The sequence below is a fragment of the Parapusillimonas sp. JC17 genome, assembly GCF_052180245.1.
Classification (GTDB): Bacteria; Pseudomonadota; Gammaproteobacteria; order Burkholderiales; family Burkholderiaceae_B; genus Parapusillimonas.
Map to the genome: position 1 here is coordinate 431,491 of NZ_CP197474.1, position 12,603 is coordinate 444,093.

General features: G+C 61.6%; 13 protein-coding genes. 9 read left to right on the plus strand and 4 right to left on the minus strand.

Translation table 11 applies throughout. The features are described 5' to 3' along the window. Window positions 1–6: 6 nt before the first annotated feature. Complete coding sequence (locus ACSBPU_RS02055) at window positions 7–807, plus strand: IclR family transcriptional regulator (protein ID WP_442595136.1); 801 nt, start codon at window positions 7–9, stop codon at window positions 805–807. 117 nt (window positions 808–924) lie between these two features. On the opposite strand, the gene ACSBPU_RS02060 is transcribed toward ACSBPU_RS02055, so the two are convergent. Next, complete coding sequence (locus ACSBPU_RS02060) at window positions 925–1,104, minus strand: hypothetical protein (RefSeq protein WP_442595138.1); 180 nt, start codon at window positions 1,102–1,104, stop codon at window positions 925–927. Here ACSBPU_RS02060 and ACSBPU_RS02065 point away from each other — a divergent pair. Then, window positions 1,094–1,723, plus strand: a complete 630-nt coding sequence (locus tag ACSBPU_RS02065; RefSeq protein WP_442595140.1) for a LysR substrate-binding domain-containing protein — start codon at window positions 1,094–1,096, stop codon at window positions 1,721–1,723. The genes ACSBPU_RS02060 and ACSBPU_RS02065 overlap by 11 nt on opposite strands. Before the next feature lie 99 nt (window positions 1,724–1,822). On the opposite strand, the gene ACSBPU_RS02070 is transcribed toward ACSBPU_RS02065, so the two are convergent. Continuing rightward, window positions 1,823–2,368 (minus strand): MarR family winged helix-turn-helix transcriptional regulator, encoded by a 546-nt coding sequence (locus ACSBPU_RS02070; RefSeq protein WP_442595142.1) that lies wholly within the window; start codon window positions 2,366–2,368, stop codon window positions 1,823–1,825. A gap of 87 nt (window positions 2,369–2,455) precedes the next feature. Here ACSBPU_RS02070 and ACSBPU_RS02075 point away from each other — a divergent pair, with 87 nt between their 5' ends. From ACSBPU_RS02075 to ACSBPU_RS02085, 3 genes are read left to right on the plus strand one after another with little or no spacing between them, the layout of a single operon-like run. Next, complete coding sequence (locus ACSBPU_RS02075) at window positions 2,456–3,439, plus strand: Bug family tripartite tricarboxylate transporter substrate binding protein (protein WP_442595144.1); 984 nt, start codon at window positions 2,456–2,458, stop codon at window positions 3,437–3,439. Further along, window positions 3,436–4,692, plus strand: coding sequence for a CaiB/BaiF CoA transferase family protein (locus ACSBPU_RS02080; RefSeq protein ID WP_442595146.1), 1,257 nt, complete (start codon window positions 3,436–3,438; stop codon window positions 4,690–4,692). The genes ACSBPU_RS02075 and ACSBPU_RS02080 overlap by 4 nt, the downstream gene beginning before the upstream one ends. Then, window positions 4,683–5,537 carry an HpcH/HpaI aldolase/citrate lyase family protein gene (locus ACSBPU_RS02085; protein ID WP_442595148.1) on the plus strand — a complete coding sequence of 285 codons (855 nt, stop codon included), beginning with the start codon at window positions 4,683–4,685 and terminating at the stop codon, window positions 5,535–5,537. Before ACSBPU_RS02080 ends, ACSBPU_RS02085 begins: the two co-directional genes overlap by 10 nt. A gap of 52 nt (window positions 5,538–5,589) precedes the next feature. Here the strand turns inward: ACSBPU_RS02085 and ACSBPU_RS02090 are convergent, their stop codons facing one another. Then, entirely contained in the window at window positions 5,590–7,662 is a 2,073-nt protein-coding gene (locus ACSBPU_RS02090; protein ID WP_442595150.1) for a bluetail domain-containing putative surface protein, read from the minus strand. A 266-nt stretch (window positions 7,663–7,928) separates the two neighbouring features. Between ACSBPU_RS02090 and ACSBPU_RS02095 the strand changes: the two genes are divergently transcribed. The 4 genes from ACSBPU_RS02095 to ACSBPU_RS02110 all read left to right on the plus strand — a co-directional run bounded on the left by ACSBPU_RS02095 (window position 7,929) and on the right by ACSBPU_RS02110 (window position 11,740). Next, window positions 7,929–8,789 carry a transporter substrate-binding domain-containing protein gene (locus ACSBPU_RS02095; protein ID WP_442595152.1) on the plus strand — a complete coding sequence of 287 codons (861 nt, stop codon included), beginning with the start codon at window positions 7,929–7,931 and terminating at the stop codon, window positions 8,787–8,789. 120 nt (window positions 8,790–8,909) lie between these two features. After that, on the plus strand, window positions 8,910–10,151 hold the full coding sequence (locus ACSBPU_RS02100; RefSeq protein WP_442595154.1) for a CaiB/BaiF CoA transferase family protein: 1,242 nt from the start codon (window positions 8,910–8,912) through the stop codon (window positions 10,149–10,151). Beyond that, complete coding sequence (locus ACSBPU_RS02105; protein WP_442595156.1) at window positions 10,152–11,312, plus strand: thiolase family protein; 1,161 nt, start codon at window positions 10,152–10,154, stop codon at window positions 11,310–11,312. A gap of 2 nt (window positions 11,313–11,314) precedes the next feature. After that, complete coding sequence (locus tag ACSBPU_RS02110; RefSeq protein WP_442595157.1) at window positions 11,315–11,740, plus strand: Zn-ribbon domain-containing OB-fold protein; 426 nt, start codon at window positions 11,315–11,317, stop codon at window positions 11,738–11,740. Window positions 11,741–11,747: 7 nt separating this feature from the next. Here ACSBPU_RS02110 and ACSBPU_RS02115 read toward each other — a convergent pair whose 3' ends face one another. After that, window positions 11,748–12,536 carry an IclR family transcriptional regulator domain-containing protein gene (locus ACSBPU_RS02115; protein WP_180070252.1) on the minus strand — a complete coding sequence of 263 codons (789 nt, stop codon included), beginning with the start codon at window positions 12,534–12,536 and terminating at the stop codon, window positions 11,748–11,750. Window positions 12,537–12,603: the final 67 nt, after the last annotated feature.

A 12,603-nucleotide genomic window follows, 5' to 3' on the forward strand; every position in this document is an offset into this window, starting at 1 on the left:
AATCGCATGACAGAAGAATCCGGTAATACCCCTGATGAAGCCACGAGCAGATTGTTTGTCCATTCTCTGGCGAAATGCTTTCAAATACTTGAAGTCCTCCAGAAAGCGGGACGGCCTTTGGGGTTTACCGAGATCGTGGCGGCATCGGGCTTGAATCGAAGTGTGGTGCAGCGCATGGTGCACACACTGAAGACGCTCGGATATCTTCGCCAGCACCCCGATACCCGAGCCTATACGCTGTCCAGCCGGATGCTCAGTTTCAGCCACACCGTGCTTGCCTTGGATCGGCTGCGGGAGAAGGCGCATCCCTACCTGGAGGCCTTGAATCGCGAAACCGGCGAAACGGTCAACCTCATGAGGCTGGAAGACGATGAAATCGTATATATCGCACGATTTCCCAGCCATCACGCGGTGAGCGTGGACCTGCATGTCGGTTCCCGCCTGCCGGCGTTCTGCACTGCGGCGGGACGAGCCATACTCTCATGCCTCGAGCCGGCTAGCGCACGCGCAGCTCTGGAGCAGGCTGAACGTAAAGCGATGACCGCGACAACGGTCACTGACGTGGCCGAACTCATGTCTATTCTGGAGGGGGCCCGGAAGGCAGGTTATGCATTGAATGATCAAGAAGCATTCATTGGCGATATCTCCATCGCCGCCCCCCTTCTCGATCGCCAAAAAAAGCCGGTCGGGGCAGTCAATATCGCTGTTCCTTCGCCTCGTTGGAGGCTGGAAGATGTGCAGCGCAGCTTAGTGCCGAAGGTAATCGCCACCGCCAGAAGCATAAATGCTTCGCTCGGGGATTTATAGATGTTTGCTGGGGGGGTAAGACCCCATGCGGGGTCTTACCCCTATTTCATTTGCCGGGGGTCAGACCCCATGCGGGGTCTGACCCCTGGAACGGTCATGGGGTTCGACCCCTCCCCACTACCACAGGCTGCGATAAAGCGCCGAGACATCCGGCGCCGCGCTGATGCTGCGCCACGACGAATACGCGCCGTCGCCAGGCTGCGTTCCGGCAAAGGATGCACAGTCCTGGAACTTTGCTTGCAGCTCGGCTTCGGTCAGTGGGCGCTCGGGGTAGCCTTTGGGGTCAATGACCTTCATTGTGCAGGAACCGGAGGCGGTGGTGATGGTGACGATGGCCCGCGAATTCGACATCGTGGTGACCACCGACGCCTGCGAATGGCTGGAAGGCAAGTTGGACCGATGCGTATTCTCCGAAAGCTTCATTCTGCTCACTTCCAAGAGCATCAAGACCACCCGCTATTCGCGCGAAGCGATGCATAAACTGGCGGCCTCCACGCCGTTCATCCGTTTCAATTCTCAATCCCACCTGGGCGCGCAGGTGGAAACGCTGTTGCGGCGACTGGGCGTGAAAGCGCCTTTGCGCCTCGAGGTCGATACGGCGGACACCTTGGTGGCGATGGTGGCCGCCGGCCTGGGGTGGGCCGTTACCACGCCCAGTTGCCTGGTGCGGGGCATGCAGCACGCCTCCATGGTAAGAGTCGGCATGCTCGACAACATACACGCCGGCCGCTCGATTTATCTGGTGGGCAGGGACGGTGAGCACGGGAAGCTTTTCGACGAGTCATACGACGCCGCGGTCCACGCCGTACGCGAAACCCTGCTGCCCGCGCTGGAACGGGTTGCGCCCGGGACCGAGAAGCTGATCGTCATGGGGGAAGGGTCGACAGCTTCTGGGGTCAGACCCGACAGGGTCTGACCCCTCGCGGGGATTCTGGGGGTCAGACCCTGTCGGGTCTGACCCCAACACCATTTTCGGGGTCAGACCCCATGCGGGGTCTGACCCCCGGGAGAAAGGTTATGGGGTCAGACCCCGTACGGGGTCTGACCCCTCGCCCTCATCCAGCAATACCCCCGCCTCATCGGTCAGCACGCTCAGCGCGCGGCAAAAGACTTCGTATTCGCTTGTGCTGAGCCGCGCACGCAGGCGTCTTTCGCGCTCCAGCGAGGCGGGCAGGCCGACGCGTAGATACTCGATTCCCTTTTTCGTCAAAGACAGCAGCTGCTTGCGGCGGTCCTTGCCGTCGCTGTTCTGCTGGATCAGGCCCAGCTTGGTGAGTTCGACGGCAATGCGGCTGACCTGGCTGTGGTCGAAGCTCGCCAGGCGGGCGACGTCGCCGGAGGGCGCCGTGCCGAGGCGATTCAACACCACCAGTATGCGCCATTGGCGGCTCGTCAGGTCCATGGACGAGCGTACGGACGCATCCACCAGGCGCGACATGGCCTGGGCCGCCACGAACACGCGATAGGTAATCAGCGTTTCGGGTACATGCTGAGCCAGTTGATCTTCCGTTGCGAGACGGGCGTTTTTCCTGGAAATGGTGGATTTAATTTTATTTGTCATGGCAATGTTTGCTATAGCACATAATCATATATACTCTCATTCAAGCGTAAACATAACTGATTTCATGCCGGAACAATAAAGGAGACGATGGTGCAGCTACTTTCTCGACGCCGCTTGCTGGCGGCATTTTCATCCTTGGCGCTTTGCGGTCCGGTGCTTGCGCAAGCGTCGGCAAGCGACTTTCCCGCCAAACCCGTTACCCTGGTGATACCGCAAGCGCCGGGCTCCGGCAGCGATGTCGTGGGCCGCATGCTGGCCACATTCATGGCGCCTTCGCTGGGGCAGACTATTATTGCGGAGAATCGGCCGGGGGCGGGCGGCATCATTGCACACCAATCGGTGAAGCGCGCTCCGGCGGACGGCTATACGATCCTGTTCACGTCCACCGCCCAGTTGCTCGTCGTACCGGTCATGAATTCGGCGGCCAACTACACACTCGATGACTTCACCCCGGTGGCTCCGATTCTTTGGGCACCCTTTGCAGTGCTTGTGGCGAACACGCCCGAAGCGCCCAAGGACATCAAGGAACTCATCGATACGATACGCGCCAAGCCTTCGGCCTATGCATCCGCCGGCATGGGCACCATGACGCATTTGGGCACGGAAAGCTTTCTGCGCCGCGCCGGACTGGAGGCCACACATGTTCCTTACCAAGGCAGCGGGGCGGCGCTTACCGATCTGATGAGCGGCCAGGTGCTGTTCGCCACCGATTCACTGACGGCATCGATGCGGCATATCAACTCGGGCAAGCTACGGGCGCTGGCGGTCACGGGCGACAAGCGCGAGGCGTCTTTGCCCAATGTCCCCACGCTGGCCGAGGCCGGGCTGGAAGGGCCGGCAATCGGCGTGCTGGGCGGGCTGTTCGCACCGAAGGGAGTACCGCCCGAAGCCGTACGCAAGATCAAGCTGGCGGTAGAGGAAGCGCTGCGCAACCCCAAGCTCCAGGAACAGTTTGCAGCCACCGAATCCACGGTGCTCCACATAAGCAACGATGAATTCCTTGCACAGCTGAATCAACAAGCGCCCTTCTGGCAAGGGCTGGTGGCGGATCTGGGCTTGAATCCGAAATGACGGGCAGCCGGGCTACACCCGCCGCTGCGCTGGCGGCCTTGCGCCCCGACCCCGCCTCGCGGGGCGTGCTGGACCGCGTTCGCGTCCTGGATATGTCGCGGCTCGTCGCGGGCAATATGCTGTCGCTGCAGCTTGCCGACTTCGGCGCCGACGTCATCAAGATCGAGTCGCCGAAAGCGGGAGACACGCTGCGCCATTGGAAGGAAGAACTTGAGCAAGGAGGGGAGCTGGATGCCTGGTGGCGCATCTATGCCCGTAACAAGCGCAGCCTGGCGATCGACCTGCGCGACGAGGAAGCCCGTAACGCGCTGCGCGGCTTGCTGAAGTCTGCGCAGGTGCTCATCGAAAGTTTCCGTCCGGGCACCCTCGAGAACATGGGGTTCGATCCCCAGAGTCTGCATGCCTTGAATCCCGGACTCGTCATCGTGCGTGTGTCGGGATGGGGGCAAAGCGGCCCTTACCGGACCTTGCCGGGCTTCGGCAGTCTGGTGGAAGGGTTCAGCGGATACGCGCACAAGCACATGACGCCCGATGGCGTGCCGCAGCTGCCCAATATGGCGCTGGCCGATATGATCGCGGGCCTGACCGGCGCGTTTGCCACCTTGGCGGCGCTGCGCGAAGTCGAAGTCAACGGTGGCGGCGGCCAGGTGGTTGACTTGTCGCTGCTCGAGCCCATGCTGGCCATCATGGGGCCCGATGTCTCGGTCTATGCCGAGACCGGAAAAAAGGCGGATCCCACCCGTAAGATCGCCTCGCCGCGCAATGCCTACCGCTGCAAGGATGGTCGCTGGGTCGCATTGTCCGGGTCGACGGACATCATGGCGCAGCGGGTCATGGAAGCCATAGGGCGGCCGAACCTGATCCACGATCCTCGTTTTTCCACCAACGAGGCCAGGCTGGCGAACGATGACGAGCTGGATGGGATGATTGCGGATGCCATCAAGAAGATGAGCCTTGACGAGTGTCTGTGCTTGTTCAGAAGCAAAGGCGTGACCCTGGGCCCTGTTTACGACGCGCCGCAGCTTCTGTCCGATCGACACGTGGTCGGGCGCGAGTGCTACATCGCGCTGGAAGCGGATCAGGGCGCCGCGGTCATGCACAACGTCACGCCCCGACTCAGCCGGACGCCCGGATCGATTCGCCGCCCCGCTCCGGAGCTGGGTCAGCATACCGGCGAACTTCTGAAGGAAGCCGGCATTGGCGACGCGGAAATCCGGGCCATGCAGAAAAGGGGGGCCATACGATGTCTTTGAACATGTTGCGCTCGGTGCTGTTTGTACCGGCCGTTTCCACGCACCTGCTCGCCAAGGCGGCGCAGCGGGGCGCCGATGCACTGATTCTCGATCTCGAAGATGCGATTCCACTGGACCGCAAGCAGGAAGCCCGGGACAAGCTGGTCGGCGCTGTCCAGGCCATCGGTAACGCTGCGCCCGTGCTGGTGCGCGTCAATGCCGATCCCGACATGCTGCAGGCTGATCTTGCCGTGCTGCCTGTGTCGCGGCTTGCCGGCATCATGCTGCCGAAGGTGGAGTCGGCGGCGCAGGTTCAAAGCCTGTGTGCATGGCTGGAAAAGAACGGCGCAGCGTCGCTGCCTGTCGTTGCCTTGATCGAAACACCTTTGGGTGTGCTGCGCCTGGAGTCGATTGCCTCGGCGCACAAGAACGTGGCGGCGCTGGGCTTTGGGGGGGAAGACTATGCGACGGAAATGTCGATCGCCCCGACGCCCGAGTCATTGGATTGGGCAGCGCACGCGGTTGCCAACTGCGCGCATGCCTTTGGTCTGGCGTGCTTGGGGCTGCCTGGCAGCGTGGCCGAGATCCACGACATGGAGTCCTATGCGAACCTGGTGGCGCGCGCGCGAACCATGGGATTTACCGGCACGGTATGCATACACCCCAATCAGATACCGCATGCCAACCGCGGATTCAGTCCATCCGAAGAAGAGCTGGCATGGGCGCGGGCGGTCGTTGCGGCGGGCGAAGATGCGACGTCCCGCGGACTGGGCGCTGTAACGCTCGAGGGCCGGATGATAGACCGCCCGATAATAGAGCGTGCGCGATCTTTGTTGATGAGGGGCCGGACTCCATCCGGGGTATGAATCTGTGCGAGTTTTTTGGGGTCAGACCCCGTACGGGGTCTGACCCCTACTCTTACAACGCGAGCGAAGCCGTATCGATGTCCGGCAGTCCGACAATCTTGAGCGCGCTCAAGTCGGGGCCGGCCGAAGTGATGTCCACCACGACGTCTCCCGCCGCGTCGAATCCGGCGGTGCCGTCATTGAGGATCAGATAGGTGCTCGCACCAGACGTGATGGCCGCGGCGCCGTTCGCAGTGAACGACTCCGCAGTCAGGACGGCTGCCAGGCTGGCGGCGTCCATGGTGTCGACGCTGCCGGTCACGATGTTTTCGGCTGCGACCGTCGAGTGTCCGACGATGAAGTCACTGCTGACGTCGAAGTCCGCAATCATGTCGATGGCGCCAAGATTTGACGTCGACACGTCGTTCAGCATGAATAGGTCCGCGCCGGCGCCGCCAATCAGGGCGTCGGAGCCCGCGCCGCCGATCAAGGCCTGGGTGCCGTTGCCGCCGACCAGTGCTTCACCGTCGTCGCCGGCTCGTATCACGCCGCCCTCGCTGATATTGATCCTGGCCGTCTGATAGACGGACCCGCCGGGCACCAGGCTGGTGTCCGGAATCAGGAAGGTCATGGTGTCCGCGCGCGCACCAGTGACTTCAACGTTCGCGGCCGAGTCGCTGAACCAGATTCCGACACTGTCGCCGGTATAGTCTTCCCATATCCATTGGGTTCCGTCATGCTCGGCCCCGCGCACCTCCATGTCGGCAAGGTTGAGCCCTTCGACACCGCGCAAGTCGATGACGTCTCCGGATGCGGAGTCGTAGTCGCCCACGGTGATGACGCTGGGCGTGCCGGCGGCGCCGGAGATAACGAAGGTATCGGCGCCGTCTCCGCCAAGCGCGGTTTGACCGTCCGCGATGGTGATGGTGTCATCGCCCGCTTGGGCGTCTATGGTCAGTCCGACCAGGGTCGCTCCGGACAGGTCGATCTCGTCGCTTTCCTCGGTGCCCTGGGCCGTCACCGCGCCTGCGCCCACCACACTCAATTGCTCCAGGTCTTCGAATGCGGCAACCAGGTGCTGGCCTTCGGCCAGGGTGATGGTGGCCGAGCCGTCGAGCGGAACGGAGTCTGCGGTGATGAAGCTGCCACGCGCGAAGGAAGCCTGGCCGTCTTCATTGATGAGCGTGATGTCGCCCTCGGCCGTACCTTCAAAGGTGATGACGCCATCGGTATCGACGAGCGCGAAAGGCTGCTCGAAGGAATCAGGCAGTCGCACCGGCTCATCGGGTGTCCATCCTTCCGGCACGGTCAGCAAGGCGCCGTCGGGGTGCACGTAATCCTGCGGAATCCCCCAGTTTGACGGCAGTTCGAAACCTTCCGGCGGGGTGAACTCCGGCAGGAACGGCGCCACTTGGCTGACCCGCGCCAACGCTGCGTCGGTTTGTCCCGCTTCGATGGCTTCCTGGAATACAGGATCTTCGGCGAACAGCGCCAGGTCGAGGCCATTGCCCAGGTTACGGCCTTCCGCGATCCCGAAGGAAAGCAGGTGCTCCAAGGCGGTCATGCTGCCTTCATCCACGGCAGCGGCCACGTCGGAGTTCTCGGCCAGATAAGCGCCCAGCACGATGACCATGTTGGGGTTGCGGCCTTCATTGATGCCATATCTCTGGAAGTGTTCGGTTGCGGTCGTGTCACCGGCCTCCACGGCTTCTGCGACATCCGGATTGGCGGCCAGGTATTGCTCCGCATTGAAGAATGCAAGGGGAGAGCGGTCTTCGCTCGCGCCATACATATGGAAGTGTTCATATGCCGACGTGTCGCCGTTCTCCACGGCCTCGGCAACGTCGGGATTCTGTTCCAGGTAATAGCCCACATTGAAATAGGGGCTGGCCGCCCGCTCTTCAGCGTGGCCGAACTGTTCAAAATGCCCATAGGCCGTCTGGGTGCCGGCGGCAACCGCTTCCGCTACGTCGGAATTATGGGCCAGGTAGTAATCGGCATCGAAAAGAGCGCTGGGTGAGCGTCCTTCGTTAACGCCGTACATCTCGAAGTGCTGCTCGGGCGTGGTTTCGCCCGCCTCGACGGCGGCAGCGACGTCGGGATTGTTGGCTAGATACCATTGGCTGTCAAAAAACTTCAAGGCCATCGGAAATCTCCTTGGGGTAGGTTGAAACGAGACCCCGGGCAGCAACTCGCGTTCCGGGGGTCAGACCCCAAAGGGGGTCTGACCCCATTCCGACGACGCAGGGGTCAGACCCCGTATGGGGTCTGACCCCCATGCAAAATTTTCACGTCGTGGAAGTTCTACAGGATTACCCTGATTGCGCGCCGGCTACTCTGAGATCAAAATCCGATTAATAAGAAAAATATTACCGATATTCGGAATTTAATATAAACCAGTGAGGAGACAACATGAGACATTCTTTGAAAAAGCTATGCGGGGCGCTTTCCCTGCTAATCGGCTGCAGCATGGGCGCGTTTATTCCGAGTGCCGCCTCGGCGCAAGCCAGTCAGGCGGATTCGCGTCTGCAGACCATACTCAAGCGCGACAAACTGATCGTCGCCACATTCAGCACCGCGCCGCCATTCGGCTATACAGATGAGAAGGGCAAACTGGTGGGGTTCGACATCGATATATCCCGGCTGATCGCCAAGTCTCTGCTGGGCGACGAGAACAAGGTGGAATTCGTGTCGGTGACCAGCGAGGGACGCTGGCCGGCGGTAGATTCGGGCCGGGCGGACATCGGCGTGTCCTCGACCACGGTTTACCCTGACCGCGCGATACGTGTCGCGTTCACACGCCCGTACATCGACTCCGGCATGTCGGTGGCCGTCCGCAAGGACGCGAACGTCAATACGCTGGCCGAGCTGAACAGCAACAAGTACACCCTGGCCAATCTGAGCAACCCGCAAATGATGGACAGGCAGAAGCGATTCCTGCCCGATATCAAGGTGCTGACCTTCGATACGCCCAGCAGCCAGTTCCTGGCATTGAAGTCGGGCCAGGCCCAAGCCATGCAAATGGATACGCCGGTCTTGAACTGGTATGCGGCCAACAACCAGGAACTGAAGGTTCTGCCCGAGGCATTGGCCGTGACGTCGGGCAACGCCATCTTCATGAAACAAGGAGACTTCCAGCTATGGCTCTGGATGGACACCATGGTGCAGGAGATGACGGCCGGCTCCCGCTACAACGAGTACACGGAAATCTATCGCAAGTGGTTCGGCCGCAATCCGCCGCCCCAGCGTTTCTATAGCGCAGCCGCCAATTGATTCCTGCCGGGGCGGCAAAAGCATGGCGTCTTCCTCCTGCCCTTCTCAAGGCACGAAGCGCGCCTATGCACAAGCCCGGAAGCATCCGTTTTCAAAGTATCAAACAAGAGGCAAAGCTGAATGAACCAATCACAAAAAGGGCGTGAGGAAAGCCCTGACGCGCCGCGCAGGGCCGGACCATTGAGCGGCATGCGTGTCATCGACGCCGGCTCGATGATTGCGGGTCCGCTTGCCGCCACGCAACTGGCGGACTTCGGTGCCGACGTCATCAAGATAGAGATGCCCGGCATAGGCGACTCCATACGCCAGTGGGCTCCCATGAAAGAGGGGCGCTCGTTATGGTGGAAGGTCATCGGGCGCAACAAGCGGCTGCTGACGCTCAAGCTGTCGGATCCTGACGGGCAGGAGATTTTCCGCGAACTGGTGCGCTCGGCGGACATCGTCATTGAAAACTACAAGCCGGGCACGTTCGAGCGCTGGGGCCTGGGGTACTCGGAGCTGGCCAAGATCAATTCCCGCCTGGTTCTGGTGCGCGTTTCAGGCTTTGGCCAGACCGGGCCTTATTCGCAGCGCGGCGGGTATGGAACGATCGCGGAAGCATTCTCCGGCATCCCTTCGTTTACCGGCTTTCCCGACAAGCCGCCGACATTGCCGGGATTTCCCATGGCGGATTCCGTGGCGTCGACCTTTGCCGCCATGTCGGCAATGTTCGCCATCTACAACCGCGATCACAACGGCGGCAAGGGCCAGGAAGTGGACGTCAGCCTGTACGAGCCCTTGTTCCGGCTGGTCGAGGCGCAGGTCATCGGCTTCGATCAACTCGGGATCGTCAAGCAAAGACAGGGCAACCGGCTGGCGGAGGACTCGCCGCGCAATACTTACCAGACGCGCGATGGAGTATGGATAGGCATTTCCGCCAGCTCGCAGCGGACCTACGAGCGCCTCGCCCAGGCGATCGGCATGCCGGAACTGATCGACGACCCGAGGTTCGTCGACAACGCCACCCGCTGCGACAACGACAAGGCGTTGGACGCTCTGCTGGCCGCCTGGTTCGCCCAGCGCGACAGCCAGGACGTGATGAGCCTCTTTGAACGCGCGGACGTGGTCGCCGGACCGGTCATCGATATCCGCGACATTTTTTCAGATCCCCATTATCAGGCCAGAGAGAACATCGTTGAGGCCGCGGACGACGATTTCGGATCGGTGCGCATGCAGAGCGTCGTGCCAAAGTTTGCCGAGACGCCCGGGGAGGTGCGACACGCCGGCCGGCGGCTGGGCGCCGACAACCGGGAGATCTACATCGGGGAACTGGGCATGACCGAACAAAAGCTTTCCGAGCTGCAATCGAAAGGAGTCATTTGAATGAGCAAGCTTTTCGACGGAGTGCGTATCGTCGGCGCCGGGCAAACCGCCTACGCGAAGCGATCGCCGCATGGGGTGCACCGCCTGCTGTATCAGGCCGGCACGGCGGCCTTGAAGGATGCTGGGCTTGAGTGGGCAAGCGTCGACGGACTGGCGGTCTCTTCCTTCATGCTTCCGCCCGACAATGTGGCGATCGTGGCGGAGCACCTGGGCATCCAGCCGCGCTTCATGTTCCAGGGCGTGTACGGCGGTGCTTCGGGCGTCATCGGCATGGCCCACGCGGCCCGCGCCATCCGCGATGGAGCATGCGATGTCGTGGTCGTGGCCGCTGCCGATGCATTCGATGTCACCTCGCACAATGCCACGCTGGATCATTTCAATACTTCGGTGCGCGATTTCATGTCGCCCCAGGGCTTCGGAGGCGCCAATGGCATGTTCGCGCTGCATACGCGCCTCTACATGGAGCGCCATGGCGCGCTGCGCGAGGATTTCGGCCGATTCTGCATTGCGCTGCGCGCCAACGCGCTGCGCAATCCCAATGCCTTGTTCAAGGAAGCGCTGACGATGGACGCCTACCTGAACGCGCGGCAGATCGCCGACCCTTTGCGCCTGTACGATTGCGTGATGCCCTGCGTGGGGGGAGACGCCATTGTGCTGGCGTCCGAGAAAATCGCCGCCGGGCTCAAGGGCCCCAGCCTGCGCATTCTGGCGTCCGAGGAAATCCACAACTATCCGGCCAACGACGTATACGGCCTGCCCGGGGGCTGGGAAGGATTCGCCGATCGGCTTTACGAGCGAGCCGGCTGCGGCCCGGAGGACCTTCACTTTGCTCAGGTCTACGATGACTACCCGGTCATGTCCTTCGTCCAGCTCGAGGGCCTCGGTATTGCCCCCAAGGGTAAAACCGCCCGGTTCCTGCGTGAAACCGACATAACCGTCGACGGGGAGTTTCCCGTCAACACAGGCGGCGGCCAGCTGTCCGCGGGGCAGGCAGGCGCGTCCGGCGGCATGATCGGCCTGGTGGAGGGCGTCACTCAGTTGCTGGGCAAGGCGGAAGGCCGCCAAGTCAAATGCAAGCGTGGTGTGGTGTCGGGGTACGGTATGGTGGCATACGGGCGCGGCCTGTCTTCCAGCGCAGCGATTCTTGAAAGGGTGGAATGAACATGGCAGAGCATCACATGGCCGGCAAACCTCAGCCGCGCGTCAATGAGGTCAGCGAGCCTTTCTGGGCGGGCGTGAACGAAGGCCGCATTCGTTTGCAGCATTGTTTGAATGAATCTTGCGGACGAGTGATCTTCTATCCGCGGGTATGTTGCCCGTTCTGCCACGCGCCCGACCTGAAATGGGTCGACGCGGCGGGAGACGGCCGGGTGATATCCCACACGACGATACACCGGGCGCATCACGACGGGTTCAACGAAGAACTTCCTTATGTCTTTGCGGCGGTGGAGCTGGACGAGGGCGTCATATTCTATGCGCAGCTGCCAGGAGCGCCGACCGATGGGACCTCGTTGCTGGGCCGCAGGGTCAAGGCGGAGTTTTCCGAGCATGGGCCTGATCGCAAGATCGTCGTCTTCAGGCTGGCATAGCGGCTCTTCAGTCGCCGGCCTGCGCTTCTTCGGATGCGGTGGCGATCTTCTCCGCCGCAGTCCGCAGGGCCGGCAGAAAGTCCTTGATCCGCTCGAAGGGCATTCTGGCCGTAGGTACATAAAGGCCCAGGCCCGCCATCAGTTTTCCCGAGGAAAGCCTGATGGGTACGGCGCAGCCGACCAGTCCGGGCAGGAATTCTTCGTTGTTTGCGGCCCAACCCTGTGCGCGAACCTCTTCGATGGCGGCCTTGAACTTTTCTTTGGACAGTATGGTGCTCGGCGCCAGTTGCGTGAAGTTGGCGTCGGCAAGCCAAGCATCGAATGCGGACGGGGTCAATTCCGCCAAGTACAGCTTGCCGATCGAGGTGCAGTGTATGGGCGAACGGCGGCCCTGTTCGAAATGCAGGCCGGGAGACGGCGTGGTGCGCGCGGTGTCGATATACACCACGTTGTCATCGGAACGTACGCCGATCTGGCAGGACTCGCCGATCTCGTTGGCCAGCGCAACCAGTATCTGGTGTGGACGGTCCGTCCGCATCGCGGCTTCGGTGGCCGCCACGCCCAGCCGGACCAGGCCCGCGCCGACGATGAGCTTCTTGGACCCTATGGCGCGCTTGACGAGATTGCGTTTTTCGAGCTGGGCGGTCATGCGATGCACCGTCGTTACCGGCAGATCGCACAGGGCGGCCAGATCGGTGACGGACAAGGGGCGTGCTGCCTCGGTCAATGCGGTAAGGATCGCAATGGCGCGGTCCAGAGGTTGTTCAGCGGTTGTTTTGGATACGGTTCTATTCATTGCCCAATTAGCGTTAGTACTCATTGACCGTGAAAGCGGGCAAGAGTCAAAATCCACTTTATAAGAA

Bases quoted from the DNA above. Each gene is read 5' to 3' on its own strand.
- ACSBPU_RS02095 (WP_442595152.1), top strand. From the start codon at position 7,929: ATGAGACATTCTTTGAAAAAGCTATGCGGGGCGCTTTCCCTGCTAATC.
- ACSBPU_RS02065 (WP_442595140.1), top strand. From the start codon at position 1,094: ATGACCTTCATTGTGCAGGAACCGGAGGCGGTGGTGATGGTGACGATG.
- ACSBPU_RS02055 (WP_442595136.1), top strand. From the start codon at position 7: ATGACAGAAGAATCCGGTAATACCCCTGATGAAGCCACGAGCAGATTG.
- ACSBPU_RS02075 (WP_442595144.1), top strand. From the start codon at position 2,456: ATGGTGCAGCTACTTTCTCGACGCCGCTTGCTGGCGGCATTTTCATCC.
- ACSBPU_RS02085 (WP_442595148.1), top strand. From the start codon at position 4,683: ATGTCTTTGAACATGTTGCGCTCGGTGCTGTTTGTACCGGCCGTTTCC.
- ACSBPU_RS02060 (WP_442595138.1), bottom strand. From the start codon at position 1,104: ATGAAGGTCATTGACCCCAAAGGCTACCCCGAGCGCCCACTGACCGAA.
- ACSBPU_RS02090 (WP_442595150.1), bottom strand. From the start codon at position 7,662: ATGGCCTTGAAGTTTTTTGACAGCCAATGGTATCTAGCCAACAATCCC.
- ACSBPU_RS02105 (WP_442595156.1), top strand. From the start codon at position 10,152: ATGAGCAAGCTTTTCGACGGAGTGCGTATCGTCGGCGCCGGGCAAACC.
- ACSBPU_RS02070 (WP_442595142.1), bottom strand. From the start codon at position 2,368: ATGACAAATAAAATTAAATCCACCATTTCCAGGAAAAACGCCCGTCTC.
- ACSBPU_RS02100 (WP_442595154.1), top strand. From the start codon at position 8,910: ATGAACCAATCACAAAAAGGGCGTGAGGAAAGCCCTGACGCGCCGCGC.
- ACSBPU_RS02110 (WP_442595157.1), top strand. From the start codon at position 11,315: ATGGCAGAGCATCACATGGCCGGCAAACCTCAGCCGCGCGTCAATGAG.
- ACSBPU_RS02115 (WP_180070252.1), bottom strand. From the start codon at position 12,536: ATGAATAGAACCGTATCCAAAACAACCGCTGAACAACCTCTGGACCGC.
- ACSBPU_RS02080 (WP_442595146.1), top strand. From the start codon at position 3,436: ATGACGGGCAGCCGGGCTACACCCGCCGCTGCGCTGGCGGCCTTGCGC.